General features: G+C 72.3%; 16 protein-coding genes and 2 pseudogenes. 4 read left to right on the forward strand and 14 right to left on the reverse strand.

Annotated elements, in window-relative coordinates; all coding sequences use genetic code 11:
* Window positions 1–60: 60 nt before the first annotated feature.
* Window positions 61–774 (reverse strand): SDR family oxidoreductase, encoded by a 714-nt coding sequence (locus tag ACFVWU_RS29675; protein ID WP_387626657.1) that lies wholly within the window; start codon window positions 772–774, stop codon window positions 61–63.
* Window positions 775–913: 139 nt separating this feature from the next.
* Between ACFVWU_RS29675 and ACFVWU_RS29680 the strand changes: the two are divergent.
* Window positions 914–1,402: pseudogene (locus tag ACFVWU_RS29680) on the forward strand (TetR family transcriptional regulator); the annotation flags it as partial.
* A 95-nt stretch (window positions 1,403–1,497) separates the two neighbouring features.
* A pseudogene (locus tag ACFVWU_RS29685) lies at window positions 1,498–1,617 on the forward strand (IS630 family transposase); the annotation flags it as partial.
* An 87-nt stretch (window positions 1,618–1,704) separates the two neighbouring features.
* On the opposite strand, the gene ACFVWU_RS29690 reads toward ACFVWU_RS29685, so the two are convergent.
* Complete coding sequence (locus ACFVWU_RS29690) at window positions 1,705–2,874, reverse strand: DUF1259 domain-containing protein (protein ID WP_387626659.1); 1,170 nt, start codon at window positions 2,872–2,874, stop codon at window positions 1,705–1,707.
* A gap of 353 nt (window positions 2,875–3,227) precedes the next feature.
* Here ACFVWU_RS29690 and ACFVWU_RS29695 point away from each other — a divergent pair, with 353 nt between their 5' ends.
* Complete coding sequence (locus tag ACFVWU_RS29695; RefSeq protein WP_387626702.1) at window positions 3,228–3,449, forward strand: hypothetical protein; 222 nt, start codon at window positions 3,228–3,230, stop codon at window positions 3,447–3,449.
* A gap of 282 nt (window positions 3,450–3,731) precedes the next feature.
* Here ACFVWU_RS29695 and ACFVWU_RS29700 read toward each other — a convergent pair whose 3' ends face one another.
* Together ACFVWU_RS29700 and ACFVWU_RS29705 are read right to left on the reverse strand one after the other, a co-directional pair.
* Window positions 3,732–4,082 (reverse strand): antibiotic biosynthesis monooxygenase family protein, encoded by a 351-nt coding sequence (locus ACFVWU_RS29700; RefSeq protein WP_387626661.1) that lies wholly within the window; start codon window positions 4,080–4,082, stop codon window positions 3,732–3,734.
* 153 nt (window positions 4,083–4,235) lie between these two features.
* Window positions 4,236–4,682, reverse strand: a complete 447-nt coding sequence (locus ACFVWU_RS29705) for an anthrone oxygenase family protein (RefSeq protein WP_387626663.1) — start codon at window positions 4,680–4,682, stop codon at window positions 4,236–4,238.
* Between the two features lie 92 nt (window positions 4,683–4,774).
* Between ACFVWU_RS29705 and ACFVWU_RS29710 the strand changes: the two genes are divergently transcribed.
* Window positions 4,775–5,353, forward strand: a complete 579-nt coding sequence (locus ACFVWU_RS29710) for a TetR/AcrR family transcriptional regulator (protein WP_387626665.1) — start codon at window positions 4,775–4,777, stop codon at window positions 5,351–5,353.
* 277 nt (window positions 5,354–5,630) lie between these two features.
* Here ACFVWU_RS29710 and ACFVWU_RS29715 read toward each other — a convergent pair whose 3' ends face one another.
* From ACFVWU_RS29715 to ACFVWU_RS29760, 10 genes are all read right to left on the reverse strand, one after another.
* The gene (locus ACFVWU_RS29715; protein WP_387626667.1) at window positions 5,631–6,548 is read right to left on the reverse strand and encodes a phosphotransferase family protein; all 918 of its coding nucleotides are present in this window, start codon (window positions 6,546–6,548) and stop codon (window positions 5,631–5,633) included.
* A complete protein-coding gene (locus ACFVWU_RS29720; RefSeq protein WP_387626669.1) occupies window positions 6,545–7,282 on the reverse strand; it encodes an HAD family hydrolase in 738 nt (245 codons plus the stop codon). Before ACFVWU_RS29720 ends, ACFVWU_RS29715 begins: the two co-directional genes overlap by 4 nt.
* The gene (locus ACFVWU_RS29725; protein WP_387626671.1) at window positions 7,279–8,193 is read right to left on the reverse strand and encodes a hypothetical protein; all 915 of its coding nucleotides are present in this window, start codon (window positions 8,191–8,193) and stop codon (window positions 7,279–7,281) included. Before ACFVWU_RS29725 ends, ACFVWU_RS29720 begins: the two co-directional genes overlap by 4 nt.
* Window positions 8,194–8,694: 501 nt before the next feature.
* Window positions 8,695–9,573: a DUF4328 domain-containing protein gene (locus ACFVWU_RS29730; protein WP_387626673.1), complete on the reverse strand. Its 879-nt coding sequence runs from the start codon at window positions 9,571–9,573 to the stop codon at window positions 8,695–8,697.
* Window positions 9,574–10,297: 724 nt separating this feature from the next.
* Window positions 10,298–12,535, reverse strand: a complete 2,238-nt coding sequence (locus ACFVWU_RS29735) for an ArnT family glycosyltransferase (RefSeq protein WP_387626675.1) — start codon at window positions 12,533–12,535, stop codon at window positions 10,298–10,300.
* Between the two features lie 218 nt (window positions 12,536–12,753).
* Window positions 12,754–13,770, reverse strand: coding sequence for a CU044_5270 family protein (locus tag ACFVWU_RS29740; protein WP_387626677.1), 1,017 nt, complete (start codon window positions 13,768–13,770; stop codon window positions 12,754–12,756).
* Window positions 13,767–14,402, reverse strand: coding sequence for an RNA polymerase sigma factor (locus ACFVWU_RS29745; RefSeq protein ID WP_387626679.1), 636 nt, complete (start codon window positions 14,400–14,402; stop codon window positions 13,767–13,769). Before ACFVWU_RS29745 ends, ACFVWU_RS29740 begins: the two co-directional genes overlap by 4 nt.
* 163 nt (window positions 14,403–14,565) lie before the next feature.
* The gene (locus ACFVWU_RS29750) at window positions 14,566–15,765 is read right to left on the reverse strand and encodes a HEAT repeat domain-containing protein (protein ID WP_387626681.1); all 1,200 of its coding nucleotides are present in this window, start codon (window positions 15,763–15,765) and stop codon (window positions 14,566–14,568) included.
* Window positions 15,766–15,914: 149 nt separating this feature from the next.
* Entirely contained in the window at window positions 15,915–16,247 is a 333-nt protein-coding gene (locus ACFVWU_RS29755; protein ID WP_387626683.1) for a hypothetical protein, read from the reverse strand.
* A 672-nt stretch (window positions 16,248–16,919) separates the two neighbouring features.
* A complete protein-coding gene (locus tag ACFVWU_RS29760; protein WP_387626685.1) occupies window positions 16,920–18,305 on the reverse strand; it encodes a hypothetical protein in 1,386 nt (461 codons plus the stop codon).
* Window positions 18,306–18,442 lie beyond the last annotated feature (137 nt).

Raw genomic sequence — 18,442 nt, forward strand, 5'->3', positions numbered from 1 at the left:
GGCACTCACGTACGGCCCGGCGGCCCAGCGGGCCGTCGCGGCGCACGGGCCGACGGGTGGTCACCAGGGGATCGGGCGGCCCTGGCGGAAGAAGCCACCGGTGGGGCCGGAGTCGGGGAGGGTGGCGGCCCACAGGACACTGGCGGCGCCGGTGGAGACGGGGGCACCGCCGGCGCCGCCCATGTCGGTGGCGATCCAGCCCGGGCAGACCGCGTTGACCAGCACGCCGTCGGAGCGGAGTTCGCCGGCCAGGGTGCGGGTGAGGGCGTTGAGCGCGGCCTTGGAGACGCCGTACGCCGGGGTGCCGCCGCCCATGGACGCGAGGGAGCCGCCCTCGCTGGAGACGTTGACGATCCGCGGGTGGGCGGAGCGCCGGAGCAGCGGGACGAAGGCCTGGGCGACCTGCCAGGCGCCGAAGAGGTTGGTCTCCATGGTGCGGCGCACCTCGTCGAGGTCGACGTCGACGGCCCGGCGGCCCGTGTCGTAGTTGATCGCCGCGTTGTTGATCAGGACGTCGAGGCGGCCGAACTCGGCGTCGACCGAGCGCGCGAGCTCCAGGGCACCGGCGGCGTCGGTGACGTCGAGGGTGCGGGGCAGGAGGGTGCCGCGCAGGCCGCGGCTGCGGGAGAGGTCGGCGGCGGCGTTCTTGGCGGCCTGCGGGTCGCGGGCGCAGAGCAGCACGGTGTGGCCGAGTTCGGCGAGTTGGCGTGCGGTTTCGCGGCCGATGCCGCGGTTGGCGCCGGTGACGAGGGAGATCGGTGCGGAGGTGTCCATGGCCGGTCCCCTTCCCCGGTCGTCCACGGATCATCCCGGCGGCCTCGGAGAGTACGGACGGGAAGTTCGGCGGGTGGGTCAGGCGAGGGCTTTGTAGCAGAAGGTGCGGGAGGCGAGGGCGCCGTCGGGGTCCGCGGCCATGGCGTACGACTCGACGGCAACCAAAGAGCGGATCCTCACGGCAGCGGCCGGCGAATTCGCCGTCCACGGCGTCGCCGGTGCCCGCGTGGACCGCATCGCCGCCCAGGCCCAGGCCAACAAGCGGGCGATCTACGACTACTTCGGTGACAAGAACAAGCTCTTCACCGCTGTCCTCGAACGCCTCATGGCCGACCTCGCCCAGGCCGTCCCGCCCGGCGACGACGACCTGTCCGCCTACGCCGAGCGCCTCTTCGACTACCACCGCGCCCATCCCGAGGCTCTGCGGCTGCTCATGCGGGAAGCCCTCGGACTCGGTGACCAGCCCGTGCCGGGCGACGAGACCCGAACGCGCCACTACCAGGACAAGCTCCAGGCCGCACAAGCCGCCGACGACAAGGGCGCCCCTCGGACGCGCCTGTTCCTCACCCTCGGCCTGGTCGGCTGGAGCCTGGCCATGCCCCAGGTCCGCCGCATGGTCCTCGGCACCGACCACAGCACCGACCACAGCCTCGACCGGCTCCGCTCCGACATCGCCGGAGCCGTCCGGGCACTGCCCACCGGAGACGGGCTTCCCGAGCCCCGCGCCGGCGCAACACCAACGCCCGCCACCCCGACGTCCTGGCCGCCCGGCACAAGGAGCGCGCCCGCATCCGCAGCGAGAGGGGCATCCGCTGGGGCGGCAGACCCGCCCTTGCCAGGTGAGCAAGCAACCCGGCTGAACCGGGCGACGGCCGGACCCGGCACCAGGGCCGGGCGGTGAGCAGGAGTCCGCCGACCTCGGCAGGCCCGCTACTCGCCCCCTCCCGCCCCATTGGCGGGTGCGGCGTTGGTGGCGGCCACCGCACGGTGCAGGGCCCGTGCAATCTTCACGGCGTCGCCGACGGCCCAGACGTGGATGAAGAACATGCGGGGCGAGTCGACCAAGCCGTGATTGTGCAGTTCGACGATCCCGATCCCGTCGCGCTGGAGCACGCCCAGCACATGCTGCGCCTCCCCCGCCAGTACGGCGACATCCCCGCTGAGCGCAGCGCGGCCTCCCCCCACCGGCTGGAAGCTGAAGGCCGTGGTCGCCCCGGAACCGGGCGGCAGGAGGTAGCCGCCGTCGGTGATCGTCTCCCGGCGCAGGAAGGCGGACTTGTAGACACTGCCGTAGACGGTGCCTGTGGTGCCCAGGGCTGCGTCGATGCCCGCCGTGTCCAGCTTCAGCTTCTTCGGGGGAGTCGTCGAGGACTTGGCGGGCGGCGTGCCCGTGTGGGCGAACGCGGCGCGCAGGCCGCGGGCCAGGGCCACGGCGTTCGGACCGTGTCCGTGCGTATGGATCCACACGAGACGGGGAGTGTGAGCGGGCAGGTGGTTGTGAATGGCCACCTGCTCGATGCCGTGTGACTGCAGCGCGCCGATCACCTTGGGCAGTTCCGCCTCGGTGACGGCCAGTTCTCCCATGGTCAGGGTGGTGTTGTCGGCATAGCGGATGAAGGACACGTGCGAGCCGACGGCGAGTTCCGACGACACGGTGACGCCGTGGGAGACGACATGCAGGTCGGTACGCGGGAAAGCCGTCCGGTAGATCAGCTTGCCCAGCATGCTGCCCTTGCGGCCCAGCTCCGCCGCGACCTGGGTCCAGTCCCCCGCGGCGCTCTCGGCCGGACGCACCGGCGCGCCGGCCTCCCCGCCGTCGGCGCCCGCCTCGCCTCCGCGGGCGTGATCCGTGCCGCCGTACGCCCCTTCGTGCGAGGCGTCCTGCCCGGCGCCGACGGCCCGTCCCGGCAGTGCCGCGAATGCCGATCCCAGCACGGCCGTGGTCAGGACACGGCGCCGCGATGCCCCTGCGCCTGTTCCGGTCGGTCCCGGCCTCGCTTCAGTAGCCACGTGTTCGCCTCCCGACGTGCCGCGTCGTGAAATCAAAACACCGTTCGTCGTGCGGACGACGATTCGACACACGCGGACCGACCGGTCCACCCCCGGACGTGATCGGCGCCGCGCCGGTCCTGGTCGCCGTCCGCCACCTGGGAAAGCTGCTCAAACTGCTCGTGGCCGGCAGGCGCCTCTTCGGCTGACCGCCCCGACCCGACGGGTGCCACGGGCCGCGGCAGGACCCTGCCCACTGAGCTTCCCCCGCTGCGCGGGAGGTGCGGTCGGTGCGGTCGGCGCGGGCAGGCCAGGGCAAAAGCTGTTGTTTCGTCCGCTGGAACCGGCCCGGCCTGCGCTCGGGTGACTCCCGCCTCCGCTGCGCGCATTGCGCTTATCCGCTGGGACACCTACCGGTGAACATGTGTCACGTGAACACTGACCCCGCTCCCGGGAAGGCCCTCATGCCCGCTGACGACGAACTCCACCGTTTCCTCGCCGCCCTCAGCCCCGCCAGCCGCGAGAAGGTGCAGGCGCAGCCACGCGAGCGGCAGGAGCAACTGGCTGCGGCCTGGGAGACCGAACTCAGCGAGGACACCGATCTGGACACGCTCGATGAGCTGTCGCCTGAAGCGGCCGCGGACGAGGCGGCCGAGCGGGTGGTACGGGACTTCTTCGAGCAGTGACCCGAGGGGCTGACCGCCCCTTGGGGAGGATCGGAGCTCACCACCGGGTCCCGTCGGTGGGCGGCCACGGCGGCACGGGCGAGTACTTCGTCTCCGTCTGCGACGTCCACTTCAACTGACCCACCCACCCTGCGGCGCCGCACCAACGGTGGCGCCACAGGGTGAGCGTGCGGGACGACCCGACGTCCGGGCCACCCTCTATCGGCCCGCGCCGGGCGCCGCAGCAAGCGACGGGGCGCAGCCCGGCGCGTCGTAGCGGCGCGCCGGGGTGTGGGCGGCGTGTCATACGTCGATCTGCTCGAAGATGTGCGGGTACGACACGATGTCGTCGGGGGACTCTGCCGCCATGCGCTGGAACTCCGGGTTGCCGAACGCCGTGGCGAGCGCCTCGGTCGACTCCCAGACCGCGACGTTCATCAGAAGCCGGCTGTCCGCCGTTCCCTTGTGCATCTGCAGGGAGACGAATCCCGGCTGGGCCTTCATGAACTCGGCCTGCCTCCGAAAGAGGGCCAGGAACGATTCAGTCCTCTCCTGCGGGACGAAGAAGGTGTTGGCCAGGACGATGGGCCCGGTCTTCTCCTTGAACTGCGCGAACACCGTCGTGTGCGGGTCGAGACCCTGCAGCTTGGCCATTTTCGGTACTTCCTCTCGCTATCGGTCGGTGGGTGTCGCCGGGGCCCGTGTCCTGGGGATACCGGCGGAGTTCGAGACGTTTGCCGAGGAACCGCACTTCGGGTGCACGGCCGAGCGGTTACGGCTGACGACCGGGCGCCTGGGCCCGCGGGCTCAGGCGAGGGCGGAGACCAGCAGGGCGAAGGCGGCGATGATGACGGCGACGCGGACGTAGTGGAAGCGGTCCCAGCGGTTCATCTGCTCCTTCCAGTCCTCGGGCCGGTTCTCGGGGGTCCAGTTCTTGTTCCGGTTGTTGATCGGGACGAGCAGCAGGATCGACATGATCACGCTGACGATCAGCAGCGCGGCGGCGGTGACGACGAGGCCGGTGCCGTGGTGGTGCCATCCGGCGACGGCCCAGATGCCGGCGAGGACGAGTGAGCCGATGTACCAGAACGGCATCACGGCGCCGAGCATCCGGCCCCCGTGAGCGTGGGCCAGCTGGTTGCTGTCCTCCGGGAGGGCGTTGAAGATCGGGTTCATGACGAAGGCGACGGAGAACTCCACCCCCACCATCACGCCGACGACCACGGTGGTGATGACCTCGAGTGCGCTGAGCATGGTGCCCCTCCCTGGATCTAGCGCTGCTAGCTGATGTGGTCAACGCTAGTACTGCTTCCGCTTGATTGTCTAGCGGTGCTAGGATTCGAGTCATGTCGGTACAGGAACGCAAGGCACGCGAACGGGCGGTCCGCGAGCGCCTCATCGTGGCGACGGCCCGTGAACTCGCCGAGCAGCAGGGCTGGGACGCGGTCACCACGCGCCGGCTGGCGGAGCGCATCGAGTACAGCCAGCCCGTCCTCTACAGCCACTTCCGCGGCAAGCGGGAGATCATCGGCGCCGTCGCCCTGGAGGGCGCCGCCGAGATGGCCGCGGCGGTGCGGGCCGCGACCTCCGCCGCGGACGGCCCGCGCGCCCGGGTCGTCGCCCTCGCGCGCGCCTATCTCGACTTCGCCGCGCGCAACTCGGCGGTCTACGACGCCTTGTTCCAGCTCGACGGCGGCCTGGCGTACGCGCAGGAGGACACCCCGGAGCCGCTGAAGGACGCCTTCGCCGCGCTGATGGAGAGCCTCGGCGAGGTCGCCGGGGACGGCGTCGACCCGGGGCTGTTCACCGAGGTGTTCTGGGCGTGCCTGCACGGCATCGCGACCCTGACCCGGGCGGGACGGCTGCCGCCGGAGTACGCCGAGCAGAGGGTGGAACTCCTGGTGGACCGGCTCGCCGTGCTCTGACACACCGTCCCGGCCGGGCGGCGGCGGGGCCCTCGGAGCCGCGGTGCTCATCGATCACGACCCGAGACGCGCCCCGGAGCCTGTCCGGCAAGTGACCACCTGCCCGGTTCGCGGAGCCGGAGGATCAGGCCGGCGACGAGCGGCACCGGCTGCGGGCCTTCATCGAACGTCACCGCCCGGGCACCGGCGCCGAACAGAGCGCGACGCAGCCGGCGGCCCGCACCCTCGCGTGTGCCCGCTCACGGGCCATGGGGAAGCCGCCCGCCGCGCCTCGGCGTCAGGACTGGAGGGTCTCCAGCAGGTGGCGGGCGCGGGCGACCAGGTCGGCCGCGCGGGTCGGGTCGGGGGCCACCGAGTGGAAGACCAGGGCCAGCATCACGGCGGTGTCGAGCCGGTGCAGGAGGGCGGCTCTGGAGTGCAGGTCGGGCAGGTCCGCGGAGTCGGCGTAGCCGGCCATGATGCCGTCCGCGTCGATGCCGTTGTCCGCCAGCCTGGCGTACTCGGCGACCCGGGCCAGCTCCATCAGCACCGGGCCGACCAGGGCGTTGGACCAGTCGACGACGGCGGCGAGCCCGCCCCCGGTGCCCAGCAGGTTCTGTCGACGGACGTCCAGGTGCAGCAGGCGCGGCTCGTCCGGCTCGGCTTCGAGCACGGCGCGGATCCCGTCTGGGTCGGGCAGCTCGGGCAGGTCGGCGGCGAAGCCGCGCAGGGCCGCATGACGGGTCGTCAGTCGCTTGGCGAGGAAGGACGGGAAGTCCCCGGGCTCCTGGTAGGCGAGCTTGATCGACGGCGGCTCCAGCCGGTGGAGGGCCGCCAGGAAGCCGCCGACCTCCTTCGGGGAGACGGGGAGCCCGTCGTGCTGCACGTAGCCCGCGAGGGAGACGACGAGACCGTCCGCCGTGGTGATCAGCTCGATCGCGGTGGCGGCGGGAAGGCCCTGGCGGGTGAGGAGCCCGGCGATCTCGTGCTCCTGGCGGACCAGGTCACCGGCGTCCACCTGCCCGTAGGGCGCGGAGTAGACCCGGTGCCGGGGGATGCGCAGGGCGACCTCGCCGTGGGTGGCGCAGCGAGCGCGGTAGACGGCGAAGTCCACGCCCTCCCCGGCGAGGCCGAGGAGTTCGAGCCCTCGTTCCTCGGCCACCCGGACGGCCACCTCACGGGTGTCCAGCTCTCCGTGCTGGGGATCGGTCGTCACCGGGCGGTCCTTCCTGCGGGGATCGGGACCCGGGCGGCCAGGGCGGCGAAGCCGTCCAGGGTGGTGACGCGCGGGCCCGTGAAGTCGGGGAAGCGAGCGTAGCGGTCGAGCAGGACGGGGTGCAGACCCGCCTGTTGGGCTCCCTCGACGTCGATGACGACGGAGTCCCCGGCGAAGACGCACTCCCGCGGCGGGCGGCCGAGCCGTTCGCAGGCGAGGGCGAAGATCTCCGGCTCGGGTTTTTCCAGCCCGACTTCGCTGCTGATGACGACGGTGTCGAAGAGCCCCGAGAGGCCGGTGCCGTCGAGGACGTCGCGCAGCCACCGGTCGAAGTTGGAGACCAGGGCGAGTTGATGGCCGGCGGCGCGCAGGGCCCGCAGGCACGGTACGGCGTCGGGGTAGGCGCGGTAGCGCGCCGGATCGAGGATGTGCCGGGCCGCGCGGTCGGCCGCCTCGGCCGAGGCGCTGCCTCCGGCCCTGCGCAGTGCCTCGCGGCAGAACCGGCTCCAGGCGGCCAGCCGCCGCCCGGGGTCGGGTTCGTCGTCGGGCCGGTTCCCTTCGGAGCCGATGGCCCACAGCGCCTGGCGAACGGCGGCCGCGTCGGGGGCCCCGGCCTCGCCGAGCCAGGCGGTGGAGAGGAGTTCGGGTATCGCGGGCACGAGCTCGATGAGGGTGTCGGCGGCGTCGAAGAGGACGGCGGGCACGGCGGGGCCTGGTGTCGGCGCGGAGGTCATCGCAGCCCCTCGTCGGTGATGAGCATGGTGCACAGGCCGCCCCGGGTGGCTTCGGCGGCGCGGCGGGCCGCTTCGGCGTCGGGCCGGTTCAGGACGAGGGTGTTCTCCGAGCCGGAGAAGTAGTCGCTCATCAGCACGGCGGTGGCCGGACGTCCGCTCAGCCGGGCGGCGCGCAGGGCGAGTTCGACGTCCCCCTTGTACATCTCGACCAGCACGCAGGTGATTCCGGCGGCGAGGTAGCAGGTGAGCTCGCCGAGGAACTGCTCGGCGGGGAGCTTGTGCCGGCTGTGCAGGCTGGAGAAGTAGGCGAAGGAGCGCGCGAACGGGTCGGTGCGGAAGCGGTCGGCGTTGCGGGAGGCGGCGAGCAGGCCGATCGGCACGCCGGGGGTGACCCGGATCTCCCGGTTGGTGACGGGCAGGCCGTCCAGGACGTCGTAGGTGTCCGGGTTCCCCTCGATGAGCAGGCCGACCCGGTCGACGCCCTTCTCGTGGAGGCCGCCCAGCGCGTCGTCGACGTGGTGGATGTTGGCGTCGAAGTCGCCGAACTCGTACGGGAGGACGTGTGCGGTCAGCCGGTCGCGGTTCGGCAGCAGTGGAAAGGTGTTGGCGTGCGTCCAGTCCGACATGACGATGTCCTCGACGCCCTCCAGCGCCCGGACGGCCTCTCCGGGGGCGGCGACGGTCCAGGGGCCGACACCGACGGCGTGGACGGCCTGGACGGCGCCCCGCTGCCTCCCGCGACATCGCTCCAGTCGGCGTTCGATGGCTGCCTTCCTGCGGGCGAGGAACGCATCGGGTATCACGAAGGACACCTCCGTCGGGCCGGCCCCGGGGGACGCCTCCAGCAGGGCCGACTCGGTGGCTGCGGCGGCGAACCCGGCCGGCCCCCACCGGTCCCCGACGAAGGCCACCGGACCTGTGGTCGCCGCCGGGTCAGGGATGCGGGACCGGTGCCTCGTGCCACGGTGCCGCACGCCCCCGGCGGAAGACCTCGAGCCGGTAGCTCCGTACAGTTCCCCCCGGATTCGTACTCGGTGGATCGTACTCGGCTTGACCGCGTCCTTCCAAGATCTGGTCGCGTGTGATTGTCGTCAGATGTCGCGGGCCGGGGCTGCGGTGACGCAGACTCGACCGCCGCAGCGCCTCGTCGGGCGCAGCGGGCGCTGATGGCTGTACAGGCCGAGCGCCGCTGCTGCCGGGCGAGCGCCACGATCGCCACACCGGCCGGTGCGCGCGGATCGGCACGGAAGCGCTGCGCAGCGGGTTCAAGTCCGCGGTCCGTCTCTGTCCTCCGACGTGGGAGGGCCGGCTGACGCCGCACGGGATGCGGCACTCTCGGCGGTGGCCCAGGTGCCCGGCCGGCCTGCCCGGCCGAGGGATCGTTCCCCGGCCAGGCCGTGCGCCGTACGCCGTCAGGCCGGAGCGTGTCCCTCCGACGCGGCGTCACGCGGCACCTCGGCGGGCGCGGGCGCGGCCGCAGCGGCCGGAGCCGACACCAGGGCCTGGACCCGCGCTTCCTGGGCGGTCCTGGCCGCGATCGGGTTGACGTCGACCCGGCGCGCCTGCTGCATGGCGGTCAGCCGGTTGACCACCACGATCGCCGCGACCGCCGCCACCAGCCGCAGTGCCGATCCGGAGGCCTCCACCCGGATGGCGTTGCGCAGGTGCTCGAGGTCACCGGGGACCAACGGGTGCACAGGACCCACCATGATGCCTGCGATCCGGCCGACGATCAGCGAGCCGATCCAGGTGGGCCACCACAGGGCGAGGATCTTCTCCGACGGCGTGCTTCGCCTTCCCTCCGCGTCCAGCGGCGCGCTCGCCCTCCAGCAGTCCACCATCAGCTGCCAGGGGAACCAGAGCTGGGCGATCGGGGTGAACCAGGCCCCGATGGTCCAGCCGCGTCCCAGGCGGTGCCCGTTCGGCACCAGCAGGTCGGCGTTCTGGCGGATGCGGTAGAACCAGACGATGAACACCACGGCGGTGGCCATAGCCAACGGGATGAACACCCCGTTCACCGCGTGCGCCACGGAGTCCATGGCGTCGAAATCGTCGAAGTCGACGTCACCCAACCCGTCGACCACCCGGCCCAGGAGCAGATCCGACCAGATATCGACCGCGACCGCCGCCGCCGCCACCACGGCGTTCAGCCCCAGCAGGACGTAGACCGCCACGGCAAGGCCGTTCGCCGGGCGCAGCGCCGCCGCCCATCCGGGAGCCGCCTCCGCGCAGCCGAAGCAGCGGCCGCTGTCCGTCCCCACCGGGCGTGCCCCGCACGCCACACACACCATCAGATCGTCAACTCCTGGAATCGCCGCGTGCTCGACCACGCACGCCGGTACGCCATCACCCCGACCGGGGTGGGCGCGCCGACTCTAGGGGATCCGCGGCCTCGGCTGCCAGAGGAAATTCGCAGCTCAGCGCGGTATCGCCAGATAACCGACAGATCGCTCCGACGCCCGGGCCCAGGAACCGGATCCGGTACGGCACCCCTGTCCGGCGCCGGCCCCGTCCGCTCTGCTTGTGCGCTTGACGAGTGCTCCTTGGGAAGGATGCGTGAGTGCGGAGAGACCCCGCCCACACGTCGGCCGGCAGGGAGGGCCTCCCCCGGCCGGCCAATCCCCCGTTCGGCGAAGGCCCGCATCATCCCGGGCACGTTGCGCCCGGCCCGGGCGGGGAGCTGCGACTCGGGCCCTGCCCTACGGCATCCGGATCCGGCGTCGGGGTCCGCGTACCTCGTCGGCGGCCGAGGACTCGCCGGTGTCGGCGGCAGGGCCGGGTACGGGAGCGACCCACCTACGGTCGGCGCTCCCGAACGTCGGTCCCGCCGGGTCGGTCCGCCGAGTCCGCGGCCTGCGCGCCGTACCTCACCCCGTGCCCCCTCGCGCGCACTCGCCGTCGGATCGGTGGCACACCTTGTCCGGCGGCGCCGACACCGCCGGCCCTCGCCGTGCCCCGGGGCTTCGGCCGCCCGGGCCCCGGGAGGCCGGTGAAGTCGGCCTCCCGGGGTGGTTCTCAGCCCGCGTGCGTGCAGAGGTGGAGCTGCTGGCCGGTGATGCCGCCGTCATCGGCCCGGCCGGCGCCGGCCGGCGCCGTGCCGAGCACGTCGGTGGTCGGCACCTGGGTGCAGGCGCTCCGCACCCAGGACTGGATTTGCGCCGTCGTCGTCACTCCCTCCGGCTCGCCGCCACCGCCGCCGCCACGCCGGTCGGTGCCGAGCAGGACGTAGCGCAACTCGCCCTTCCCGACGAGCTGTTGGAACTCCGCCAGGGTCGGTGAGGGCGCCGAGCCGCTGAAGCCGCCCATCGGCAGGACCTCCTCGCCCGTCGCCAGGATGAACGGCGATGCGGCGCTCCAGCTGGAGGCGGCGAACAGGTAGCGGGTGCCGCCCCGGTGGGCCTGCAGGTAGTCGAACAGGGCCTGCTCGGGCGCCGTCAGGTGCTCCGAGGAGCCGCCGAACCCGCCGCCTCCCCCGCCGTACTGCGCGCGCAGCGCGGCCGTGGCGGCAGTGGACCCCTTCGGCGACGCGTGCCGCCCTCCCCCGCCGTGCCCGCCACCGGAGGGGCCGACGGTGCCCATGCCCGAGTTGCCGTACGCCGAGCTCAGCACCGACGACGCCCAGGCGCCCGGCGCGACCAGCATCGCCGCGACGCCCGCCAGCAGCCCCGCCAGCGCGAACCCCCGCCCGGTGACGCGCTTGAGCGCGACCGCCGCGAGCAGCGCCAGCGCCACGACGCCCAGACCGATCACGGTCGGCGCCAGCCACGGCAGGAAGGTCGGGAACTCCCGGGCCAGGTAGGCCGACCAGGCGACCGTCCCGGCGATCGCGGCGGGAAGCGCCCACGCCCGGGCGCCGCCCTCGCGGAAGCCCCGCCACAGCAGGACCGTCCCCGCGCCGCCCAGGACCGCCAGGGGAACGGCGATCACACCCATGTAGTAGCTGTGGCCACCGACGCTGCCCGCGCTGAAGACCAGGAAGAACACGCCCAGCCAGGCGCCCCACAGGACGTAGCCGGCCCGCAGCACGTCGGTGCGCGGCTCGCGCCGCCGCCAGGCCAGCCCGCACACCAGCGCGACGGCGGCGAGCGGGTAGAGCCAGCCGGTCTGCGGAGCGAACTGCGAGCCGAACATCTTCGTCCAGCCGCCGTCGTTCGCGCCGCCGCCCTGACCACCCCAGCCGCCGGGGCCCTGGCCCTGGGACGAGGCCTGCGCCTGCGAACCCCGAGAGCCCTGCGAACCCCGAGAGCCCTGCGTGCCCTGCGTGCCCTGACCGCCGTGCGAGCCCTTACCGGCACCCGCACCGCCATCCGCACCGGCTCCGCCGGCGTGGCCCCCGCCCCCGCCGCCGCCCCGGACCGCCTGCACGCTGCCCGTCTGCGCCGCGCTCATCCCCAGCGAGGAGAACCGGTTCAGGAAGTTGTAGCCGACCACCATGCTGAACGCCGAGTTGTCCGTCGTGCCGTCCACGTACGGACGGTCCTGCGCCGGGGTCACCGTGACCGCCAGCATCCACGAGGCCGACACCACCACCGTCACCAGCCCGGCCAGCGCGACGTGCCCGACCCGCCGCCGAAGACTGGTCGGCGCCGCGAGCAGGTACACCGCCGCGAGCGCGGGCAGCACCGCCCACGCCTCCAGCATCTTGGTCTGGAACGCCAGCCCCACCCACACCCCGGCCAGCAGCAGCGGACGCAGCCGCGCCGTGTGGGCGGCCCGCTGCGCCGCGTCCGCCGCGAGCAGGAGCAGCAGCGTGAAGGCGGCGTCCTCGACCGCGGTGCGGAACAGCCCCGCGGCCACCGGCGTCAGCGTGAAGGCCGCGGCCGCGAGCAGCCCCGCGTTGGCCCCCGCCCACCGCCGCACCACCCGGTACAGCACCAGGACGGACAGCACGCCCTCGACCACCTGTGGCAGGGTCAGCGCCCACGGATGGAACCCGAAGACGCGCGCCGACAGCGCCTGCGGCCACAGGAACCCGGGCAGCTTGTCCAGCGTGATCGTGCCCGCCGGATCGAACGACCCGAACACGAACGCCTTCCAGCTCTCCGTCATGCTGCGCACGGCGTCGGCGTAGAAGCTGTGGTACTGGCTGTGGTTGATGTTCCACGCGTACAGCACGGCGGCGACGGCCGCGATCCCGAGCAGCACGGGCCGTGCGTAGCCCGGCTGGCCGTCGGGTGACGTCCACGGGGCTCGGCGGCCACGCGGCGGGAGGGACGGACTCTCCCTGGGGGCGGTGAGGACATTGATAGCCATGGTCGGCACCTTCGGATGCGTCCATGAGAGATCCCTTGGAAAGCGCCCCGGTTTGGTCATTTTTATACCTACGGCGCACCGATCGGCCCACCCCGGCCCCGATATCAGCCCGACCTGTGAAAAATCGGTGCACCTCCCGGCCGGGACCCTCACCCCACTCGCCCGCGCGCCGCCGCCCGGGCCCGGGCGGCGGCCGGCGCCCCCCAGCCGGCGGCGACTCAGGCCTGAGGCGCCTGCACCTGGGTCTGCTGCGCGGTCGGCTGGTCGCCCGCCTTGTCGACGATCGCGCGCTTCACCACGGCGGCCCGGCCGAAGACCGTGCCGGGAGCGCCGAAGTCGCTGCCCTGGTCAACGACTTCGGCGCGCTGGCCGAGGAACGCGTAGCTGTCCCTGTCGAAGATCCATTCCATCCGGGCGCCGTCGGCGACCCGCGCCACCGCGATGCCGTGCCGCCCGGTGATGTCCACCACGTCGTTCTCCAGGGTGACGCCCGGGATCTTCGACGCGGCCTGGTAGAGAGCGGCGGTGACGGCCGGCGGCGCGATCTGCTCCTTCAGCAGCTCGTTGATGGCCTTGAACGCCCGCTCCTCCTTCGGGCGCTTGCCGACGGTCTCGTCGTAGAGCTTCTGGAGCAGCGCGTCCGGGTCGGTCGGGAGGGTGGCCAGGTACTCGTACGTCGGGCTCTCCAGGCCGGCCTGGCGGGGCGCCGCCAACTCGGTGTCGCGGCCCGGCAGGCTCGGACTGGCCGCCTCGACGAGCCGGCCGTTCTGCTTGCCGTCCACCGAGAGCCAGATCTCCCGCTTGTGCGGCGTGCTGTCGATCTCGGGCTTGCCGGAGGCGGTGAGCACGTTGTTGGTCACCATGGACTCGATGTAGACGAACTGACCGGGCTTCACGTCGCCGGCCGGCCGGCTCGCCGCGACCTGGGCGACGTGGTCCAGCAGCTCCACCGCGCTGGCCGGCGCCACCTGAGCCTTCCCGCCGGACGGCGCCGGCGCCGCGATCGGCGCCTGCGCGGGCTTCACCGGAGGGGTGCCGCCCCCGCTGCTCAACACGACCGCCAGCGCCAGGCCACCGGCCAGGGCCGGCACGGCCACCCAGCCGAGCCGACGCCGTTTCGGACGGACGGTTGCGGTGGTGTTCTCCCGGCTGATCTCGCTCATCAGATGTCCCCTCAACAGCTGGTGGCGGTCGGGGGGGAGCACCGGCTCCCCATGGTCTGGCATTCGGTTCATCGGCTGTTCCCCTCTGTCGACCGGACCGCTCCGACGCGGTCATTGCGTACCTGTCCGCCGCCGCTGAAGGGTTCCGTACGTTTTTCCGCCGCGAGTTCCGCGTCCACCAGGATGCGCAGCCGGGCGCGGGCGCGGGACAGCCGGGAACGCACCGTGCCGACCGGCACGCCCAGCGCCTCGGCGGCCGCGGCATAGTCAAGCCCGGCCCAGACGCACAGGCTGAAGACCTCCCGGTCGCCGCGGCGCAGCTGTGCCAGCGCCCGTCGCGCGGCGGCCAGTCGGCTGCTGTCCTCCAGCCGCCCGACCAGCTCGTCGGCGAAGTCCGGTACCGTGTCGCGTTCCGGCAGCCGCTCCATCGCGGCGCGGTGCCGACGTGCCGTCCGGGCGGTGTTGCGCAGCACGTTGGTGGCGATGCCGAACAGCCAGGGCCGGACGCTCTCGCCGTCCTCGTGCAGCTTGCCGCGCAGCCGCCAGGCCTCCAGATAGGTCAGCGAGACGACGTCCTCTGCCGCCGCCCAGTCCCCCAGTCGCCGTACCGCGTATCCGTAGACCGCTTGTGCGTGCTCATCGAAGATCTCCCCGTACGCGTGTTGGTCGCCGGCGCGAAGGCGCGCCCGCAGTGACAGTTCCACACCTCTCCCTGTCCGCCCGCCCCGGCCGGTTCCCGGTGATCCGCGTCACATGTCTCCGCATGACCGGGGATGGCCCTTGCAGGGGCCTGCTGGGCGCTCCGCTGACGGCGGCGCATCCTGGGACGGACGGGCGAGGCCTGCTCGGCGATTCCGACCTCCCCGCCTACATCGCCGGCCCGGGCCGTGGGATCACATGCCCAGGGGTGCGGGCGCGGAGCTGGTAGTGGAGGTCGTCGAGGCGGCCCGCGCCGCGGCTGCTGCGGTTCTTGATGCCGCGGCGGATCTCGTCGAGGACCGGCGTGCCGCGTTCGTCGCCGCACAGGGCCAGGGCGGCGGCGGCTTCGAGGCGGGCGTCGAAGTGGGGGTCGGTGAGGTGGGCCGCCAGCACGCCGCGCAGGGCAGGGGTGTCGACTTCGGAGCGGGTGAGGGCCTGGAGCGCGCTGGTCCGGACGACGGGGGCGGGGTCGTCAGCCAGGCGCAGGAGGACGGCGAGGGCGTCGGGGCGGTCGGTCAGGAGGGCGGGGAACGCCAGGGCGGCACAGTGGCGGACACCCGGGTCGGGGTGGTCGGCATGGGCCAGGACGGCCGGGAGCTCCTCGCGGGAGCAGTAGCCGATGAAGGCCACGACGACGGTGCGCAGGGCGTACGGGTCCTGCTCGGTGTCCAGCCGGGGCCGGAGGAACTCGGCGGCCTCCCGGTTGAACGGCGGCTCGTCGTTGCCGTTGTCGGGGTTGAAGCCGAAGCCGAGGAAGTTGATCGCGTCGAGCGCGAAGCGCCGGCGGTCGAGCGAGCCGGCCTCCCCGGCGCCCTCGGCCACCGCGCGGGCCCAGTCGAACCTCTCCTGGCTCTCCGGCTCGGCGATCCGGAGCAGTGCCGCGAACCAGTCGTCGTGCTCGGGGTCGGCATGGACCAGGGCGCGGGCCATCAGCTCGTCCGGCGTGCGGTGGACCCCGAGTTTCGCCTCCAGGTCGGTGATGACCGCAAGGTGGGCCGGGGGCGGCACGGACCCGGCACCGGCTCCGGACTCCAGGGCCGCCCACGCCACCCGCAGCGCGCGGCGGTGCCAACTGTCGGCGCGCAGCGGGTCGCGGTCGGGGGACAGCAGCGCGTTCAGGACCCAGTAGGCGCCGTTCTCAGCGGCCCAGGTGACCGGGTCGACGCCGCCGGCCCAGGGGCGGGTCGGGTCGACGTCCCACCCGACCAAGCGGTCGACGACTTCGTGGCGCCCGGCGTACGCGGCGGCGGCCAGCAGGGTGCTGCCGTCGTCGCCGGTGAGTTCGTCGTTCGCCACGTCCTCCAGGAACTCGAAGACCGTGGTGTCGTCGCCGCGTTCGATGGCGGCCAGCAGGGCAGGCAGATCCACCGGCCGATCATGCCCGCCGCCCGAACGCCGGGGCGAACGGTTTTCCGCCGACCGGGGCCGGACGCACGACGGCCGCCCCCGGCGATCGCTCAACCGGGAGACGGCCCTCGGCGGTCAGCCCACACCGGCCGGCGGGGCGAGGACGATTCTCAGCAGGTCACCAGCGCGCGCACGTTCGGGTCGCCCATGACGATGTTGTAGTAGGTCGTGTCAACGCTGGAGTTCGGGGCGATGGTCAGGCACTCGCTCGGGGGGCTGTACGTCAGGTACGTGACCTGGACCCGGACGGTGGCGGCACAACCGTTGGTCACCGTGACCTTCGTGAAGCCACCGAACATCCCGTCGTAGTGGTCGACGTAGCTGACACAGCTCGGCGCAGGCTGGCCGGTGGTCGTGGTGGCGGCCTGGGCCGACCCCTGGACCGCTCCGATCAGGGCGATCGAGCCCACCACCGGGGCGACGATCTTCGCGATCTTCCTCAAGTTTCTCTCCCTCGGATCCTTATGGCACAGGACTGCACAGCGGCAGAAAGGGATTCACGCACCATCGGGAAAGGAGCCCCCAGGTGAATCCGACAGCCACGCTAGTGCGGACATGTCAGTCCGGACAGCGCGCTTCGAAATTCTCTATTGAGAGGTTTGCTGACGAATTTCCGTCACCCCGGGATTCACAGCACCGCGTCCAGGCGCACGTTGCGCTTCCCGCCCGGGAGCGCAAACTCGACCTCGGTCGCCCAGGACGTCACGGACCCGAACTCGCTCACCGAACCGTTCCGGTGAGAACCAGCACGACGGGCGGGCAGCCCCGCGGGGATCGTAGGCGGCGCGCCAGGTGGATCGGGAGTGAGCTGCGCGACCGTCACCTGGTCAGCCGTCCGGGCTTCTCCAATACAGGTGATTTGCATGCGCTTTATTGGCGATGGCTCCACCTGGTCGCGGAGGCCTCCGCGTGACTGGAGAATCGTTGGCCGAAGGAGAGACGTTCGTTACTCGTTCGGTCCCCCTCGCATCTCTTCGGAGCCGGCGGACCGTCGCCCGGCCCGCCGCAAGGGAGATGCGGCGGGCCGGGCATTCTGTTGCGCGAGGTGTGACGGGCCGACCCGGCCGGCCGCGATCGACATCGCCGAGGACCAGGAGCCGGCCGCCGCCGGGGTGTCACCCGTGGCGGTGATGGTCGCAGCAGTCGGAGAGCTGGAAGGAGGCGATACGGGTGTTCCAGTTTCCGGTGCCGTCGGCCGGTTGGTACTGGTTGGTGTACCAGAACGTGCACTCGTCCACCGGGTCGATCGCCATGGAGGTGTAGTCACCCCAGCGGTTGCTCCCGGTCTGGGAGCCCGCGCCGGTCCACACGGTGGTCTCTCGGAACGTCATCAGGTTCGGCGGGTCGTGCGCCAGGCGTCCGGTGACGCGGATCGAGGGATGGTCCTGGGCGGACGACGCCGAGTATCCCAGGGCGATGTCGCCGTCCTTGTCCTGGGCCGCGGAGCCCATCCACCGGTACGTGGGCCCCGGAGCGTAGGTGCTCTGCTGGTGAACGACCGGTCGGCCGTGCTTCAGCCGCAGTTCGTACCAGCGCACCCCCACGCCGCCGGGCGCGTCGACCGCGTGGTTGACGACCAGGGACTGGTGGTCGCCGAAGTTGCGGTAGGCGAGCCGGTACATGGCGGAGTAGGAGAGCGAGTCCAGTTTCTGGGTGGTTCCGGCCTGGGGGACGCACTGGGTGGGATCGGTGTTCTGGCAGGCCGGGGTGTAGGGGGCCACCGGCAGCTCCCCCGGGCCCGTGACGGTGGTGCGGGTCTGGTCCGCCCAGTCGACGTGGAAGCGCCAGTACTGCAGGCTGTTGTCGGCGGGGTTGAGGGCCATCAGCAGGTTGGGCTCGCCCTGTGGGGGCGGGGTCGTGCCGTCGAGGTCCGAGCCGAGCGGGATGGTCGGTGACGGGATGGTGTAGCACTGCTGGTCGGCGTCGGCTCCGCGCAGCATCCTGTTCCGGTCCCAGGCGCACGCCTCGAAGTACGCCCCGCCGGTGAAAGCCGCGTAGTAGGCATCCGGCCACACCGAGACCTTCGGGTGGTCGATGAAGTGCTGATACCCGAAGTCGTACCGGTAGTACTCGCCGGTGGCGTCTTCGGTGGTGGACACGCCCACGCACAGTCGATTCGTGTTGCCCGTCTCGTCGAGGGCGAACTGGTTGATGATCCAGCGGCGGGCCAGGGAGTCCCAGCGGACCACGGGATCCCCGATGTCGACGTTCTGAGACGTCTCGCACGGTCCGCCGAACCCGCTGAACAGGGCTTGGGTCCTCAGCGGCCCCAGCAGCGTGGCACCGGTCTTGGAGTACACCGCGAGGTCGTAGTTGGTGATCTCCACGATCTGACTGGAGCCCACCGAGGCGTTGGGGTCAGGGGGGACGCCCCCGGCTTCCCGGATGCCGTCGAAACTGACGCCCACCTGGATCGGGTCCCGGTTGCCGTCGTGGTCCTGCACCACCTGATCCGGATGGGAGTCCCCGATGAGGGACGGGTGCGACTTTCCGGGGGACATGACGCCGGGGGTGGACCGGCGCTCCCCTGATCTCTGCCCCAGTTCACGCAACGGTGGCGAGGTGTCATGGTGCAGCGCGGGTCCGGAGTCAGGAGACCGAGAAGCCTGCGAGTGGCCGGCCGGCTCGAGTACGGCGC

Source organism: Kitasatospora sp. NPDC058190 (assembly GCF_042883685.1).
GTDB lineage: Bacteria > Actinomycetota > Actinomycetes > Streptomycetales > Streptomycetaceae > Kitasatospora.

Excerpts from the sequence above, each read along its gene's own strand:
- ACFVWU_RS29675 (WP_387626657.1), bottom strand. The coding sequence starts at position 774 with ATGGACACCTCCGCACCGATCTCCCTCGTCACCGGCGCCAACCGCGGC.
- ACFVWU_RS29710 (WP_387626665.1), top strand. The coding sequence starts at position 4,775 with ATGTCGGTACAGGAACGCAAGGCACGCGAACGGGCGGTCCGCGAGCGC.
- ACFVWU_RS29740 (WP_387626677.1), bottom strand. The coding sequence starts at position 13,770 with ATGAACCGAATGCCAGACCATGGGGAGCCGGTGCTCCCCCCCGACCGC.
- ACFVWU_RS29735 (WP_387626675.1), bottom strand. The coding sequence starts at position 12,535 with ATGGCTATCAATGTCCTCACCGCCCCCAGGGAGAGTCCGTCCCTCCCG.
- ACFVWU_RS29720 (WP_387626669.1), bottom strand. The coding sequence starts at position 7,282 with ATGACCTCCGCGCCGACACCAGGCCCCGCCGTGCCCGCCGTCCTCTTC.
- ACFVWU_RS29730 (WP_387626673.1), bottom strand. The coding sequence starts at position 9,573 with ATGGTGTGTGTGGCGTGCGGGGCACGCCCGGTGGGGACGGACAGCGGC.
- ACFVWU_RS29700 (WP_387626661.1), bottom strand. The coding sequence starts at position 4,082 with ATGGCCAAGCTGCAGGGTCTCGACCCGCACACGACGGTGTTCGCGCAG.
- ACFVWU_RS29695 (WP_387626702.1), top strand. The coding sequence starts at position 3,228 with ATGCCCGCTGACGACGAACTCCACCGTTTCCTCGCCGCCCTCAGCCCC.
- ACFVWU_RS29760 (WP_387626685.1), bottom strand. The coding sequence starts at position 18,305 with ATGTCCCCCGGAAAGTCGCACCCGTCCCTCATCGGGGACTCCCATCCG.
- ACFVWU_RS29705 (WP_387626663.1), bottom strand. The coding sequence starts at position 4,682 with ATGCTCAGCGCACTCGAGGTCATCACCACCGTGGTCGTCGGCGTGATG.